Origin of the sequence: Agrobacterium sp. LR_9, from assembly GCF_041954855.1 — a bacterium.
GTDB lineage: Bacteria > Pseudomonadota > Alphaproteobacteria > Rhizobiales > Rhizobiaceae > Agrobacterium > Agrobacterium leguminum.
Map to the genome: position 1 here is coordinate 1 of NZ_JAVAYA010000044.1, position 13866 is coordinate 13866.

At 60.4% G+C, this 13866-nt stretch carries 16 protein-coding genes and 1 pseudogene; 9 read left to right on the forward strand and 8 right to left on the reverse strand.

The window, feature by feature from the left end:
* Window positions 1–190: 190 nt before the first annotated feature.
* Both RAC79_RS25120 and RAC79_RS25125 read left to right on the forward strand, forming a co-directional pair.
* On the forward strand, window positions 191–559 hold the full coding sequence (locus RAC79_RS25120; protein WP_174039469.1) for a helix-turn-helix transcriptional regulator: 369 nt from the start codon (window positions 191–193) through the stop codon (window positions 557–559).
* On the forward strand, window positions 552–1082 hold the full coding sequence (locus RAC79_RS25125) for an SRPBCC family protein (protein ID WP_374997672.1): 531 nt from the start codon (window positions 552–554) through the stop codon (window positions 1080–1082). The genes RAC79_RS25120 and RAC79_RS25125 overlap by 8 nt, the downstream gene beginning before the upstream one ends.
* Window positions 1083–1233: 151 nt before the next feature.
* Here the strand turns inward: RAC79_RS25125 and RAC79_RS25130 are convergent, their stop codons facing one another.
* Entirely contained in the window at window positions 1234–2079 is an 846-nt protein-coding gene (locus RAC79_RS25130; RefSeq protein WP_174039467.1) for an aldo/keto reductase, read from the reverse strand.
* Between the two features lie 164 nt (window positions 2080–2243).
* On the opposite strand from RAC79_RS25130, the gene RAC79_RS25135 reads away from it, so the two are divergent.
* Window positions 2244–2837 carry a LysE family translocator gene (locus RAC79_RS25135; RefSeq protein ID WP_374997673.1) on the forward strand — a complete coding sequence of 198 codons (594 nt, stop codon included), beginning with the start codon at window positions 2244–2246 and terminating at the stop codon, window positions 2835–2837.
* A 6-nt stretch (window positions 2838–2843) separates the two neighbouring features.
* On the opposite strand, the gene RAC79_RS25140 is transcribed toward RAC79_RS25135, so the two are convergent.
* From RAC79_RS25140 to RAC79_RS25150, 3 genes are read right to left on the reverse strand one after another with little or no spacing between them, the layout of a single operon-like run.
* Complete coding sequence (locus RAC79_RS25140; protein ID WP_065655850.1) at window positions 2844–3632, reverse strand: anti-sigma factor; 789 nt, start codon at window positions 3630–3632, stop codon at window positions 2844–2846.
* The gene (locus tag RAC79_RS25145; protein WP_065655851.1) at window positions 3629–4186 is read right to left on the reverse strand and encodes an RNA polymerase sigma factor; all 558 of its coding nucleotides are present in this window, start codon (window positions 4184–4186) and stop codon (window positions 3629–3631) included. Before RAC79_RS25145 ends, RAC79_RS25140 begins: the two co-directional genes overlap by 4 nt.
* Window positions 4170–4550, reverse strand: coding sequence for a hypothetical protein (locus RAC79_RS25150; protein WP_374997674.1), 381 nt, complete (start codon window positions 4548–4550; stop codon window positions 4170–4172). The genes RAC79_RS25145 and RAC79_RS25150 overlap by 17 nt, the downstream gene beginning before the upstream one ends.
* A gap of 141 nt (window positions 4551–4691) precedes the next feature.
* Here RAC79_RS25150 and RAC79_RS25155 point away from each other — a divergent pair, with 141 nt between their 5' ends.
* A complete protein-coding gene (locus RAC79_RS25155; protein WP_174039465.1) occupies window positions 4692–5051 on the forward strand; it encodes a helix-turn-helix transcriptional regulator in 360 nt (119 codons plus the stop codon).
* Window positions 5048–5530: an SRPBCC family protein gene (locus tag RAC79_RS25160; protein WP_174039464.1), complete on the forward strand. Its 483-nt coding sequence runs from the start codon at window positions 5048–5050 to the stop codon at window positions 5528–5530. The genes RAC79_RS25155 and RAC79_RS25160 overlap by 4 nt, the downstream gene beginning before the upstream one ends.
* A gap of 6 nt (window positions 5531–5536) precedes the next feature.
* On the opposite strand, the gene RAC79_RS25165 is transcribed toward RAC79_RS25160, so the two are convergent.
* Window positions 5537–6019 carry a DUF2269 domain-containing protein gene (locus RAC79_RS25165; protein ID WP_174039463.1) on the reverse strand — a complete coding sequence of 161 codons (483 nt, stop codon included), beginning with the start codon at window positions 6017–6019 and terminating at the stop codon, window positions 5537–5539.
* Window positions 6019–7304 (reverse strand): annotated as a pseudogene (locus tag RAC79_RS25170) (SDR family oxidoreductase). Before RAC79_RS25170 ends, RAC79_RS25165 begins: the two are co-directional and overlap by 1 nt.
* A gap of 124 nt (window positions 7305–7428) precedes the next feature.
* Between RAC79_RS25170 and RAC79_RS25175 the strand changes: the two are divergent.
* The gene (locus RAC79_RS25175; RefSeq protein WP_059756749.1) at window positions 7429–8556 is read left to right on the forward strand and encodes an ATP-dependent RecD-like DNA helicase; all 1128 of its coding nucleotides are present in this window, start codon (window positions 7429–7431) and stop codon (window positions 8554–8556) included.
* Between the two features lie 6 nt (window positions 8557–8562).
* Here the strand turns inward: RAC79_RS25175 and RAC79_RS25180 are convergent, their stop codons facing one another.
* Complete coding sequence (locus tag RAC79_RS25180; protein WP_174039461.1) at window positions 8563–9261, reverse strand: MerR family transcriptional regulator; 699 nt, start codon at window positions 9259–9261, stop codon at window positions 8563–8565.
* A 236-nt stretch (window positions 9262–9497) separates the two neighbouring features.
* Between RAC79_RS25180 and RAC79_RS25185 the strand changes: the two genes are divergently transcribed.
* Complete coding sequence (locus RAC79_RS25185) at window positions 9498–10253, forward strand: pyridoxine 5'-phosphate synthase (RefSeq protein ID WP_174039460.1); 756 nt, start codon at window positions 9498–9500, stop codon at window positions 10251–10253.
* A gap of 72 nt (window positions 10254–10325) precedes the next feature.
* On the forward strand, window positions 10326–11591 hold the full coding sequence (locus tag RAC79_RS25190; protein ID WP_374997675.1) for an NAD(P)/FAD-dependent oxidoreductase: 1266 nt from the start codon (window positions 10326–10328) through the stop codon (window positions 11589–11591).
* A 69-nt stretch (window positions 11592–11660) separates the two neighbouring features.
* Here RAC79_RS25190 and RAC79_RS25195 read toward each other — a convergent pair whose 3' ends face one another.
* Complete coding sequence (locus RAC79_RS25195; protein WP_065655856.1) at window positions 11661–12707, reverse strand: NAD(P)-dependent alcohol dehydrogenase; 1047 nt, start codon at window positions 12705–12707, stop codon at window positions 11661–11663.
* 189 nt (window positions 12708–12896) lie between these two features.
* On the opposite strand from RAC79_RS25195, the gene RAC79_RS25200 reads away from it, so the two are divergent.
* A complete protein-coding gene (locus RAC79_RS25200) occupies window positions 12897–13805 on the forward strand; it encodes an AraC family transcriptional regulator (RefSeq protein WP_065655857.1) in 909 nt (302 codons plus the stop codon).
* Window positions 13806–13866: the final 61 nt, after the last annotated feature.

Here is a 13866-nt window from a genome sequence, read left to right on the forward strand (position 1 = left end):
ATGGCCTTCCAATGGCCACAAATTTAAACCGGACAGTAGTGGGCCTGTCCCGAGGATGACGTCGATTAGGGGTTCTGCTTTGTCATCATCCTCGACCGCGGCTTTGCCGCGGTTTTTTTTTTAGCCGTCGCTTGAATCGATATTCAACCATATGGTTGACTTTCCGGGTCGACAGTCTATATTCAACAACATGGTTGAATTATCCGCTTCACATCTCGACGCTGTCTTTCATGCCCTCGGCGACGCCACGCGGCGCACGATGCTGCGCGATCTTTCCCTTGGTGAGCGAACGGTGAGCCAGTTGGCCCGGCCGTTCGACATATCGCTCGCCGCCGCCTCTAAACATATCAAGGCGCTGGAAAATGCGGGGCTTATCCGCCGGGAGGTGAGGGGGCGCATTCATGTCTGCCGCCTTGCACCGGAACCGTTGGCAGAGGCGCATGAATGGCTCGATTTCTACCGACAGTTCTGGGGCAGCCGCCTCGATATTCTTGAGCAGATGCTCAGGGAGGATGATCAGGGAAAAATCCCTGCAGATGGAGGAAATGACAATGGCTGATATTGCAATGCCTGACGCCTATGGCCGTCTTGTCGAACCGACGACCCTTAAGATCGAACGGCTGCTGCCGGGGCCGATCGAGCGGGTATGGGCCTATCTCACACAAAGCGAGCTTCGCCGTCGCTGGCTGGCTTCCGGCGAAATGCGGCTTGCGCCCGATGCGCCGTTCGAACTCGTCTGGCGCAACGATGAGCTTTCCGATCCGCCGGGCCGGCGCCCGGAGGGCTTTTCCCAAGAAGACCGTATGGCTTCCCGCATCATTACCGTGGTCCCACCGCACCGTCTGGTCTTCAGTTGGGGCGAAGGTGGCGAGGTCTCTATCGAGCTTCAGGCTCTTGGCAAGGATGTGCTGCTGACGCTGGTTCATCGCCGGCTGGCCGACAGGAGGACGAGGCTTGACGTCAGCGCTGGCTGGCATGTGCATCTCGACATTCTCGCCGCCCGTCTTCAGGAGAAGGAGCCGGGGCCGTTCTGGGATACATGGCTGGGACTGAAAGAAGAATATGAGCGGCGCATACCGTAACGGAGCGGTGCTTTTCTGGACACAACGGCGCGGTTTTCCGCGCCGTTTTTCAAGTGCCACCTGCCGCGGCGCTGGCACAATTGCTTTGCTCACATTCCGATTCAACTGCCTGTTAGAGAGATTCCGGACAGCGTCTTAAAGCACTGTTATATCAAAGCATTTCCAGTGATGTCTTGCGCGTTGGCGGCGGGAAGACGGCATCCAGCGCCGCCCAGTCTTCCTCGGTTATTTCAAGATCGGTCGCGCCGCGATTTTCCTCGACACGGGAAACGCTGGCGGATTTCGGGATGGCGATGACGCCGTCCCTCTCCAGAAGAAAGGCGAGCGCCAGTTGCGCCGGTGTCGCCTGATAGGCCTTGGCGATGCGGATGAGTTCGTGGTTCTTCAAGATGCGGCCCTGCTCGATGGGGGAATAGGCCATCAGCGGCACGCCGCGCTCCTGGCACCAGGGCAGCAGCGAAAACTCCGGCCCACGCCGGGACAGATTGTAGAGCACCTGATTGGCCGCGCAGTTCTTGCCGCCTGGAACCGCGAAAAGCTCCTCCATTTCGTCGGTGTCGAAATTGGAGACCCCCCAGTCGCCGATCTTGCCGTCGCTCTTCAGCCTTTCGAAAGCCGCCACGGTTTCTGCAAGCGGGTGCTCACCGCGCCAGTGCAGCAGATAGAGGTCGATATGGTCGGTGCCGAGCCTTGCAAGGCTGCGCTCGCAGGCCTCAGCCGTGCCTCTTTCGCTGGCGTTCCAGGGGTAGACCTTGCTGACCAGAAACACGTCCTGTCGACGGCCGGCGATGGCCGCGCCGACCACCTCTTCCGATCTGCCATCCGCATACATTTCCGCCGTGTCGATCAGCGTCATGCCGAGATCGATCGCCTTGCGGATGCTTTCGACCTCCTGTGGCGCGGATGATCTCGTCTCCCCCATGTTCCAGGTGCCGAGGCCGAGGGCCGGAACCTCTTTTCCGGAGGGCAGGGTGACGGAAGGAATATCGTCATACATGGTTTCGCTCCAGCGGTTGGTAATCGGACAATAGAACGTTGTTCCGACTTCTCAAAGCCGGGATGGAGAGGATCGATCCATCAAAAAAATTGACCTCGGCCATCGATCCGGCGGGGTGGCCTGATGTTGGCCCGGCGGATAGGATTTCGGCTCAAGGAGAAATCATGACTGTCGAAACTCTTGTCGCGCTGGTGCTGTTTGCCTTCACCACATCCATCACGCCCGGCCCGAACAATATGATGCTTTTTGCCTCCGGCGTGAATTTCGGTTTCCGCCGCACCATCCCGCATATGCTGGGCATCGGGGCGGGGTTCCTGTCGCTGCTGATCGGGGTCGGCTTCGGTCTCGGCGCGTTGCTGCATTCGGTGCCCGTGCTTTACACCGGGCTGAAATTCGCAGGCGGGCTCTATCTCGTCTGGATTGCGTGGAAGATCGGCACCTCCCGCAGCCTGAGTGAGGGTTCGGCCGCGTGGGAGCCGATGAGTTTCCTTGCCGCGGCCGCCTTTCAGTGGGTCAATCCCAAGGCGTGGGTGATGGCGGTGACGGCGATGGCGACCTATACCGATGAGCGGCAATATTTCCTCACCGTGCTTGTCGTTGGCGTGGCCTTCGCCGCGGTCAATCTTCCCAGCGTTTCCACCTGGGCGGGTTTCGGCTCTGCCCTGCGGGAATGGCTGGCTGTGCCGGTCCGGCTCAAATGGTTTAATATCACCATGGCCGTGCTTCTCGTCATCAGCCTCTGGCCGATGCTGAAATAACGGTCTTCACGTCGGGAACTGCCGGTAGCATTCCTCGGCGATTGCCTGCACCTCGTCGCGCGTCAGCTCGGCGGACACGGCGTAACCCAGTTCATTGTCAATCCAGTAGAAGGTCTCGATGCCGTCGGCGCTGGCCATGCGGAAGCTGGTGGTGCGGTTTTCCTCGTTGTGGCCGATCAGCACCGTCACCCGACGGCCTGTCTTGTCCTGATACATCAGCATCGCGCCCGGTTTACCGCTGACGGGGATAAGACGCCCGCCGACGAGGTCGTATCCGATCTTTGAGAGATCGGGGATGGTGAAGGGGTAACCGAGCCGCTTGCCGAGCCATGTGGCGAGATGCTGCTGTTCTCCCGCGCCGACTTCGACGGGATGGCGCACCTCGCTAGCATAGATGAGATAGGCGGATTTCGCCTGCGCCGGAATATCCGTGGTCAGCGACGCCAGGGTCACGTCCTGCGGCGTGGAAAAAGACGGCGGCAGAAGCCTGCCCGCCGCAGCACCCGCGACGAATATCAAAAGGGCGGCCGCTGTTTGCAGGAGAACCGGTTTTGCCCGCCATGCGCGGTCCCTCTTTTGCGGGGTGAGCATCGATGCGTCATGCGGATGCGCGGCGGCATAGGAGGCGAAGGCATTGCGCAGAATATCGGCCTGTTTTCTCCACTCCTCCACACGGGCCTGCTCTTCCGGCCTTTCCGCCAGCCAGGCCTCGACAGCCGCGCGGTCATCGTCGGAAAGAAGTCCGTCGACATAGGCGTGCAGATCGTCTTCGGTTATGGCCTCTAGCCGTTTCATCTTGGTCTCCGCAGGGGAATGATATTATCCGCCGCCAGATGCTGGCGAAGGGTTTCGCGGGCGCGGGACAGTCTGGACATGACGGTGCCGAGCGGGATCGCCAATGTCTCGGCCGCTTCCTGATAGCTGTAGCCTTCCACCGTCACCAGCATCAGCACGGCGCGCATGTCCGGCGAAAGAAGGGCGAGTGCGCCGTGCAGCCGGTCGTTCTCCAGCGTGTCGGAGAGCGTCTCCGCGCCGGCGATACTCTCATGGCCGTCCAGGCTCTCGGACGGGTGGCGTTTCTCGGCGCGGTGGCGGTTACGATAAAGATTCGTCATTATCGTGTAAGCCCATGATTTCAAACCCGTTCCGCGCCATTGCCTTTTATTGGCCAGCGCCTTTTCCACGCAGTCCTGCAAGAGGTCCTCGCCATCGGCATCTGAACGGGAAAGGCTGCGGGAATAACGGCGCAGCATGGGCATCAGCGCCAGCATCTCCGTTTCGAAGCTGCCGGCTGCGGGGGAATGGTTCCCCCGCTTTTCATCCGTCATGCCATCAGGGTTTTGCGGCATCCCATACACCGTTCATACCGTCGCCGGTGGCGTCGCCTTTTTTCGTGTCCTTGACCCAATAATAAAGCGGCATGCCATCCTTCGCCCATTGCATCTTGCCGTCCTTGCGCTTCACGAGGGAATAGGCGCCCTCGGCCTTGTCGCTGGCGGCTGCAAAAAACGGCTGCCAGTTCACCGCGCATTTGTCATAACAATTGGATACGCCCTTCTTGTCGTTCTTGAAAGTGTAGAGCGTCATGCCTTTTTCGCCCGCCAGCACATCGCCCTTGGCGGTCTTGACGGTTTCGACCATAGGGGCGGCATAGGCCGTTCCGGCAAAAGCCAGAACGAGGGCGGGAACGATAAAGCGGATCTTCATGGACATATCCTCCTTGGTTCGGGCGGCCTCTGCCGCCAGCACATCAAGAGACACCGCAACCCGAGGGATTATTCCCTGCGGCAACGAATTTTTGCGATTTTTAAACTTATCCATTGAGCTAACTATTTCGATGTGATAGTTAGCCTTATGGAAAACTATTCAGACGCGCTCAACGATATCTTCCAGTCTCTTGCCGATCCGACCCGCCGGGCGGTGATCCTGCGGCTGGGCGGCGGGGAGGCGAGCATCGGAACGCTTGCCGAGCCCTTCGACATGGCCCTGCCATCCTTCATGAAACATATCCGCCAGCTGGAAGAGGCGGGACTGATCGTGACGCGCAAGCAGGGGCGTATCCGGTTCTGCTCGCTGGAGAAACAGAGGTTCTCCATGCTCGATGGCTGGTTGTCGCAACAACGCGCCATCTGGGAAGGTCGCACCGACAGGCTCGAACAATTCGTCATGGCGCAACAGGACAGGATGTCCAGCAAAGGGGAGAATGACCAATGACCGAGACTTTCAATCCCGATTTCGACCTGAAGATTTCCCGCATCATCAGGGCGCCGCGCCGGCTCGTCTGGAATGCCTGGACGGACAAGGCCAGCCTCGAACAATGGTGGGTGCCGCATCCCGGCCAATGCCGGGTCGACCGCATGGAGCTTCATCCCGGCGGCGCCTTCGAAACGCGCTATAGCGAGGACGGCACGGCTTTCGGTCCGCATGTCAAAGGATGTTTTCTGGCGGTGGATCATGAGCAGCGTCTGGTTTTCACCGATGCGCTGACGGCGGGTTTTCGCCCCTCCGCCCAGCCGTTCCTCACCGCCGTGATGACATTTCGCGATCACCCCGACGGCATGGAATATGTGGCCTATGCCATGCACAACAACCCAGAGGATCGCGACAGGCACGCGGAGATGGGCTTCTTCGACGGATGGAATACGGTTGCGGAGCAGCTGGCGCAGCTTGTCGAGCGACAGGCGGTCAATTGAGCCGCTTCAGCCGAACAGGGGAATATCCGGCTTGTTGAGCATGAGCCAGATGATGCCGAGAACTGCGAAAAAGGCGGGAAAACCGCAGGCGAACCAGATGCGGTAAAGCCGGAACCATTGCGCGGGCAGGGCCTGTCCGGTGGCAGCGCAGTCGCGGGCGATATCGCGCAGCCTGATCTGTATCCACACCACCGGCAGCCAGAAAATGCCGGTGAAGACATAAAGGGCGAGCGAAAGCGCGATCCAGCCTTCGGTCAGCGGCCAGCCGATGATGCGCGCGAGAAAATATCCGGTGACAGGCTGGATGATCGCGGCGGTGGCGGTAAAGACCGTGTCGGCGATGACGACGGTGCCTGAGACATGGGCGATCAGCGCCGGGCTGGCCGTCCGCCGTGCCATCACCATGAAAAAGGCAATGCCGGCGCCAGTGCCGAACAGCACCGTCGCGCCAATGACATGGGCAAGCCGCAGCAGTTCCTCAAGTGTCATCAGCGTTCATCCAAGGTGGCGAGGGCAACGAGCGTCAGGGCGATGGAAGGCAGAACCTTGACCAGAGGACCGAGTGGATCGAGCCAAAGGGTCGGTTCGAGCAGGCTGCCGCCGGCCAGATAAGCGGCGCTCACCAGCAGCATGCCGACAAGCGCCTTTCTGGCGAGCGGCCGCAACAGAACGGCGATGCCGAGGCCTATATCGATGAGGCAGGTGGCGAGTGTGAGGGCGATGGCCGACGTCTGCGGCATAAAGGGGAGGAAATGCGCCGCTGCTCCAGTGATATTCAGCAGCGGTATGAGGCCGGACAGCAGCCAGAATAAAGACAGGCAGAGAACGATCAGGGGTTTCAGCAGATATAATCTGGCAAACCACAGGTCCTGCACACCGGAAGGGTGGGCGGCCAGCGTCTGTTCCAGGGTCTTGAGTGAGGCCATCACCGGTCCTCCTTCATTCTCCGTCACGATGCCTTCCGACATGACCGTCATGGCGGTCGAACGCAGCGGCGACCGCCAGCCGAGTTTGCCTGTGGCATCCGCAACAAGGCCGACGGGGCGCATGAAGGCGGCGGGAAGATTTATGACCGGAGCACGGGCAGGCCCAGCCATTGCCGGTGTCTGGCGACCACGTCCTGCAATGTCAGCGTTTCCTTCGCGGCGAGTTCGAGATCGCTGCCCGCCGGGATTTCGCCGTCGATCGCCGCGCATACCACGGTTGCCACATCCTCCACCGCGACCGTTCGGACGGCGATCTGTCCATTGACGAGGGGCACCACGAAGGGAAAGCCTGCAAGCGCACGCACAAGTGCCGTGCCGCCGTGCGCGTTTCGCCCAACCACCAGCGCGGGGCGCAGAATGACGTGAGGCAGACCGCTTGCGGCGAGCGCCTCATCGGCGCGGCGTTTGGTGGCGAGGAAGGGCAGGCGGGATGCGGCCCCCGCCGTGCGGGCCGATATCTGGATTATCCGTCTGCCGCCCGCCTGCGCCGCTGCTTCATAAAGCGCCAGCATCGCCTTTTCCTGCGTCGCGGCAAGGTCATCCGACAGGCCGTCCTGCAGCGCGCCCGCGCAATTGACAATGGCGTCATGGTCATGGACGAGCGATGACCAGTCTGTCGCGTGCGTCATCCTGGAAAGATCGGCTGAGATCCAGTTGGCGAAAGGCCATTTGTCGCGGGCGCGGGTGACTGAACGCGCCAGCCCCGTCACGGCATGCCCGCGGAGGTGCAGGCTTTTGAGAACCTCCGAACCGATGAAACCTGTTGCGCCGAGAATCAATATCTTCATACGAGGGATGATAGCGACCACGGCTTAAAAACCAGCCGTGTTTTATTGCCGCATTCTCACACGGCGATTCATCTTTCGTTCTTTTTCTGTTGCGCACCACGCTCGAATCCTGCGATGAGGGCGCATGTTATTTTCACCGCAACAGGACGAAGCGCTGAAGGCTGTTTCCCGCTGGCTGAAGGAAGGCCGGACGCCGGTTTTCCGGCTGTTCGGTTATGCCGGAACCGGCAAGACGACGCTTGCCAAGCATTTCGCGGAAAATGTCGATGGCGAGGTGCTGTTTGCGGCCTTCACCGGCAAGGCGGCGCAGGTGCTGCGCTCGCGCGGGGCGACCAATGCCCGCACCATCCATTCGCTGATCTATCGCCCGCGCGGCGAAGAAACGGTGGAAGACGAGGAAACCGGCAAAACTTCGATTGCGCCGATGTTCTCCATTAACCGCCAGAGCCCGCTCGCCAAGGCGGCGCTCATCATCATCGATGAATGTTCGATGGTGGATGAGCAACTCGGGAAGGACCTGATGAGCTTCGGCACGCCCATTCTTGTGCTCGGCGATCCGGGGCAGTTGCCGCCGGTTTCGGGCGGCGGCTTCTTTACCGAGCAGGAGCCGGATTATCTGCTGTCGGAAATCCATCGCCAGGCCAAGGACAATCCCATCATCCATCTTGCCATGGATGTGCGGGAGGGCCGGGAGATCATGCGCGGCGATTACGGGACCGCGCAGGTGATTTCCAAATCCGAGGTGACGCAGTCGCTGGTTCTCGATGCCGATCAGGTGCTGGTCGGTACCAACCGCACCCGCCGCCGTTACAATCAGCGGCTTCGCGAGCTGAAGGGTTTTACCGCCGATTACCCGCAATCCGGCGACAAGCTGGTTTGCCTCCGGAACGACCCGGCCAAGGGGCTGCTCAACGGCTCGCTCTGGCAGGTGATGAGTTCATCGCGCGAGACGGTGAAGCCCGGCATCAACCTGATGATCCGGCCCGAAGACGACGATATGGATCGTGGTGCTGCGAAAATCAAATTGTTGAAGGCGGCCTTCGAGGATGTGGAGACGGAAATTCCGTGGTCCACGCGCAAGCGTTATGACGAATTCGATTTCGGCTATGCGCTTACCGTGCACAAGGCGCAGGGTTCGCAGTGGAACAATGTGGTTCTCTTCGACGAGAGCTATGCTTTCCGGGACTCGCGCGAGAGGTGGCTTTACACCGCCATTACCCGTGCGGCGGAGACACTGACCATCGTTCGTTGATCGTGACTATGCACGGATGACGCCGAGCAGAACCGCCTTGGCGACCGCCTGAAAGCGGTTGCTGGCATTGAACTTGCCGATGATCTTCGCCTCGAGAACATTGAGATCGCTGCCGGAAAGACCAAGGGCGCGGGCGAGCCTCACCGGGGCGTAACCCTCCGCCATCAGTTCCAGACATTTTCGTTCTGTGTCGGTTAGGGCGATGTCCTTTGCGGGGGGCCGTTCCGCGCCATCCGTGCCGTCCGCATCCGTGTCGGCGACCAGCAGTTCCTCGATCTGCTGGGCCTGGCGCTGAAGGGTGGAAAGCTCGGCTGTCAATTCCCGCTTCCGCTGCCGCAGCGCGGCGTGGAATATATCGTCCGCCTCGCTCTGCGAGAGCGAACGGACGAATTTTTCCATGATCTCGGTAATGGCGGCGACGGAAATGCCCACTTCGCGGCAGACGTTGATGACGGCCATGCGCTGGACGTTGCGGTGGGTATAGACCCGCATCTGGCCGATGCGCTTCGAGGTCAGCAGCGCCTTTTCTTCGTAAAAATGCAGCGTCCGGTGGGTCACCCCGAAGATATTGGCCATGTCGGCGATGGGCACGGGTTCCGCGGGCAGGGAGGAGGGCAGGCTTATATCGGGTAGAAAGCTGCTGATCCTTAGATTGGGTTTGTCCTCGTCGCCGTGACTTTCGAACGGCATACGGCCATCCTGCATTGTCTCCCCCTTCGCGCTCTTTGACAGTGTGCCTGCCTTTTTAAAGGTGTCCGTTGCTTGTTCCCCCAAGACGGAAATGTTTTCCGATCAAGACCTCATACCAAACGCTACATCAGAACCGTAACGTGTATTGCCTGTTTTCGTTCCCGCAATAATAAAAAATTCGCCGGCCTTCTTGCGATTGGCCTCAACCTGCGTGAAACAGGATGTCAATTCCGAACCGGAGCCCCGATGCCATGCCCGCAAAACTTTCTGTCAATCTGAACGCAATTGCCATGTTACGCAACCGCCGCGATCTTCCATGGCCGGATGTCGCGCATTTCGGGCATATTGCACTGGCGGCGGGGGCAAGCGGGCTGACTGTACACCCGCGGCCGGATCAGCGCCATATCCGCTTTTCCGATCTGCCGGTGCTGCGCGCCCTGATCGACGACAGTTTCCCTGACACGGAATTCAACATCGAAGGCTATCCGACGGAGGATTTCCTCGTTCTTTGCGAGAAGACCCAACCGGAGCAGGTGACGCTGGTGCCCGACGATCCCTCGCAGGCAACCTCCGACCACGGCTGGGATTTCCGCAAACACGGCGTTTTCCTGAAAGACGTGGTGGGGCGCCTGAAGGCCGGCGGCATGCGCGTCTCGCTTTTTGCCGATGGCGATGGCGAACGCGAGCCGGTGGAACTGGCCGCCGAGACGGGTGCGGCGCGTATCGAACTTTACACCGGACCTTATGGCGGCTGTTTTGACGATCCGCAAAAGGGCGATGCGCTTCTCGAAAAGCTCGGGCAGACGGCGGATCATGCCAGAGCGCTCGGGCTTGCCGTCAATGCCGGCCATGACCTCACTGTCGCAAACCTGCCCAAGCTGATGAAACGTATCCCTTATCTGGCCGAGGTTTCCATCGGCCACGGGCTGACGGCGGATGCGCTGGAATATGGCATGGCTGAAACAGTCCGGCGTTTTTGTCACGCCTGCGGTCAGGCTATTTCATAACCAAAGTCAATTTTTTCGCCTATGCTTTGGCTGCGCATGCTCCGTGCGCGAGCTTTTGAAGGCAGAAGACATATGCAAGAACATCATGTTGTCGTCGTGGGTGGAGGCTTCGGCGGTTTGCAACTGGTACATGGGCTGGAGGGGGCCCCTGTCCGCATCACATTGATCGATCGTCGCAATCACCACCTGTTCCAGCCATTGCTTTATCAGGTTGCGACGACGGCTCTCGCGACATCCGAAATCGCCTGGCCGATCCGCCATCTCTACCGCGACCGCAAGGAGGTCACGACCCTGCTTGCGGAGGTGAATGGCATAGACCGGGCGGCGCGGACCGTGCATCTAAGTTCGGGTCATGTCATCGGCTTCGATACGCTGGTGCTGGCCACTGGCGCCCGCCACGCCTATTTCGGCCGCGACGAGTGGGAACGTTCCGCCCCCGGTCTCAAGACGCTCGAAGATGCAACGACAATTCGCCGCCGCCTGCTTCTGGCTTTCGAGCGCGCCGAACTCGCCACCAGTGAAGAAGAACGGCGGGCGCTGCTGACCTTCGTCATCATCGGCGCAGGCCCGACGGGCGTGGAAATGGCAGGCATGATTGCCGAGTTGGCGCACAAGGCGCTGCCGGCAGAATTCCGCAATGTGGATACCAGAAAAACCCGGGTGCTGCTCGTCGAGGCCGGCCCTCGCGTTCTGCCAGTCTTCACGGAGGATCTTTCGGCCTATGCGAAGGAAGCCCTCGAAAAACTTGGCGTCGAGGTTCTGCTCGGCACGCCGGTTACGGCGTGCAGCGATGAGGGCGTGACGGTGGGCGAGACCTATTACCCCTGCCGCACTGTGGTCTGGGCTGCCGGCGTGCAGGCGTCGCCCGCCGCGAAATGGCTCAACGCCGCCGCCGACCGGGCAGGACGGGCCATCGTCGGACCTCATCTCAATCTGGAAGACGACCCGAATATCTTCGTCATCGGCGATACGGCCGCCGTCAATCAGGAAAACGGCAAGCCGGTGCCGGGTATTGCGCCCGCGGCAAAGCAGCAGGGCGCCTATGTCGCGAAGGTCATCAAGGCGCGGCTGGCCGGCCAGCCGTCACCATCGCCGTTCCGCTACAGCCATCAAGGCAATCTGGCGACCATCGGCAAACGCGCGGCGGTGATCGATTTCGGCAGGTTCAAGCTCAAGGGCGTGCTGGCGTGGTGGATATGGGGGCTTGCCCATATCTACTTCCTGATCGGAACGCGTTCGCGGCTGGCCGTGGCGTGGAGCTGGCTGTGGATTTACCTGAGCGGCCAGCACAGCGCGCGGCTGATTACCCAGAAAGAGACGCTGAAGGACGAGGCGTGAGGCAAGCGACAAAGAAACGGCGGGAAGCATTGCTTCCCGCCGTTCCCTGTTTCGCCGTTTCCGGACGCATCAAGCGTCGAGCGACGCCATGTCGATGACGAAGCGGTAACGTACGTCGCTCTTCAGCACGCGCTCATAAGCCTCGTTGACGTCCTTGATGTCGATCTTTTCGATTTCGGACACGATGTCGTGCTTGCCGCAGAAATCCAGCATCTCCTGGGTTTCCTTGATAGAGCCGATCATAGAGCCAGCCAGAGAACGGCGGCCGGGGATGACCGAGAAGGCGTGCACGGGGATCGCATGTTCAGGCACACCGAGAAGCACCATGGTGCCATTGACCTTCAGCAGGCCGAGATAGGCATTCCAGTCGATTTCCGCCGAAACGGTGCAGAGGATCAGGTCGAAGGTGCCGGCGAGCTTTTCGAAGGTCGAGGCGTCGCTGGTGGCATAATATTCCTTCGCGCCAAGCTTAAGGCCGTCTTCCTTCTTGGAGAGTGTCTGCGAAAGCACGGTGATATCCGCGCCCATGGCTGAACCGATCTTCACGCCCATATGGCCAAGACCGCCCATGCCGACGATAGCCACCTTCTTGCCCGGGCCGGCATTCCAGTGCTGAAGCGGCGAATAAAGCGTGATACCAGCGCAGAGCAGGGGAGCGGAGGCGTCGAGCGGCAGGTTTTCCGGAATGGAGAGGACGTAATCTTCCCGCACGACGATATGGTCGGAATATCCGCCCTGCGTGGCGGTCTTGCCGTCGCGTTCGACGGAGTTGTAGGTCTGCACGAGACCCGGCATGTACTGTTCATTGTCGAGATCGCGGGTGGCGCAGCCGACGCAGGAATCGACAAAGCAGCCGACGCCGACATGGTCTCCGACCTTGAACTTCGTGACCTTGGAACCGACGGCTTTCACGACGCCGGCGATCTCATGGCCCGGAACGATCGGGTAGACGGCGTTCTTCCATTCGTTGCGGACGGTATGAATGTCGGAATGGCAGATACCGGCATATTTGATATCGATGACGACGTCGTCATCGTTCGGCTCGCGGCGTTCGAAGGTGAACGGGGTAAGCGGCTTCGACGCATCTGTCGCAGCGTAACCTCTAGCAATAGCCATCTGAATATCCTTTCGGGAGTTGGGGACGACGGAATATGCGATGGAAGCGCGGGGCGGCGTTAGAGCGATCCTCCGAGCTTTTTGCACGATCCTGCAAAAATATGGTGGCGCACTCTTTGCGCGGGCCGCGCGGCTTTCTAGATAAAAGACATCCGACGCATCTCTTCCTTCAGTTACGGGATTTCCCCTATGTCCTTGCCGTTCAATGTCTATCAGGAGATCGCCTCCATTGCCGCGCGGCATGCTACCCAGGACGGCGAGGTGCAGACGGCAATCGACTCCCTCGGCATCAGCCGGCGCACGACACCGAGCGCCCCATGCCACGGCAGCTATCGCCCCTGTCTCGCGATGGTTATCCAGGGCGCGAAATGCGTGCAACTGGGGACGGACACCATCAATTATGGGGCGGGGGATTATCTCCTGACGTCACTTGATCTGCCGGTTGCATGGCGGGTGGTGGAGGCGAGCAGGGAGGTGCCGCATTTCTGCATTTCGCTTGCTATCGACAGCGAAAAGCTGCTCGATCTCATGCGGCGTGTACCTATCGATCCGCCTGCGGAGCCGGCGAATGCGCAGCGCGGCATCGTCGTCAATACCGCCACGCCGGAACTTCTCGATGCGGCTATCCGCCTGTTGCGCCTGCTCGACCGTCCGGCAGACATTGCCGCTATGGCGCCGCTGATCGAGCAGGAAATCCTCTATCGCATTCTGACCGGACCGGCGGGCGGGCAGCTTATGAACATCATCGCGGCTGGCAGCCATGGCAACCGCATCGCCCGCGCCATCGCCTGGCTGCGCGAGAATTTCGCACGCCAGCTGCGTATCGAGGATCTCGCCGATCATATCGGCATGAGCGTCTCGTCCTTCCACCATCATTTCAAGACGATCACCGCCATGACGCCGGTTCAATACCAGAAGCAGCTGCGGTTGCATGAGGCGCGGCGGTTGATGCTGCTGGAGCGGCTGGATGCAGGCACCGCCGGCCATCGCGTCGGTTATCAGAGCCCGTCGCAGTTCAGCCGCGAATATAGCCGTTTCTACGGGTTATCGCCGTCGCGGGATATTGATGCCTCGCGGGAAATCAGTGCGGCTGGGTAGGTTGGGAGGTTGTGCGTCGGTTAGCGGACTGAGGTGCGTGGGGCTTACCCCCCTCTGCCCT

What these genes read in the sequence shown, in the direction of transcription:
- RAC79_RS25120 (WP_174039469.1), top strand. Translation starts at nt 191, where the DNA reads ATGGTTGAATTATCCGCTTCACATCTCGACGCTGTCTTTCATGCCCTC.
- RAC79_RS25125 (WP_374997672.1), top strand. Translation starts at nt 552, where the DNA reads ATGGCTGATATTGCAATGCCTGACGCCTATGGCCGTCTTGTCGAACCG.
- RAC79_RS25130 (WP_174039467.1), bottom strand. Translation starts at nt 2,079, where the DNA reads ATGTATGACGATATTCCTTCCGTCACCCTGCCCTCCGGAAAAGAGGTT.
- RAC79_RS25135 (WP_374997673.1), top strand. Translation starts at nt 2,244, where the DNA reads ATGACTGTCGAAACTCTTGTCGCGCTGGTGCTGTTTGCCTTCACCACA.
- RAC79_RS25140 (WP_065655850.1), bottom strand. Translation starts at nt 3,632, where the DNA reads ATGAAACGGCTAGAGGCCATAACCGAAGACGATCTGCACGCCTATGTC.
- RAC79_RS25145 (WP_065655851.1), bottom strand. Translation starts at nt 4,186, where the DNA reads ATGCCGCAAAACCCTGATGGCATGACGGATGAAAAGCGGGGGAACCAT.
- RAC79_RS25150 (WP_374997674.1), bottom strand. Translation starts at nt 4,550, where the DNA reads ATGTCCATGAAGATCCGCTTTATCGTTCCCGCCCTCGTTCTGGCTTTT.
- RAC79_RS25155 (WP_174039465.1), top strand. Translation starts at nt 4,692, where the DNA reads ATGGAAAACTATTCAGACGCGCTCAACGATATCTTCCAGTCTCTTGCC.
- RAC79_RS25160 (WP_174039464.1), top strand. Translation starts at nt 5,048, where the DNA reads ATGACCGAGACTTTCAATCCCGATTTCGACCTGAAGATTTCCCGCATC.
- RAC79_RS25165 (WP_174039463.1), bottom strand. Translation starts at nt 6,019, where the DNA reads ATGACACTTGAGGAACTGCTGCGGCTTGCCCATGTCATTGGCGCGACG.
- RAC79_RS25175 (WP_059756749.1), top strand. Translation starts at nt 7,429, where the DNA reads ATGTTATTTTCACCGCAACAGGACGAAGCGCTGAAGGCTGTTTCCCGC.
- RAC79_RS25180 (WP_174039461.1), bottom strand. Translation starts at nt 9,261, where the DNA reads ATGCAGGATGGCCGTATGCCGTTCGAAAGTCACGGCGACGAGGACAAA.
- RAC79_RS25185 (WP_174039460.1), top strand. Translation starts at nt 9,498, where the DNA reads ATGCCCGCAAAACTTTCTGTCAATCTGAACGCAATTGCCATGTTACGC.
- RAC79_RS25190 (WP_374997675.1), top strand. Translation starts at nt 10,326, where the DNA reads ATGCAAGAACATCATGTTGTCGTCGTGGGTGGAGGCTTCGGCGGTTTG.
- RAC79_RS25195 (WP_065655856.1), bottom strand. Translation starts at nt 12,707, where the DNA reads ATGGCTATTGCTAGAGGTTACGCTGCGACAGATGCGTCGAAGCCGCTT.
- RAC79_RS25200 (WP_065655857.1), top strand. Translation starts at nt 12,897, where the DNA reads ATGTCCTTGCCGTTCAATGTCTATCAGGAGATCGCCTCCATTGCCGCG.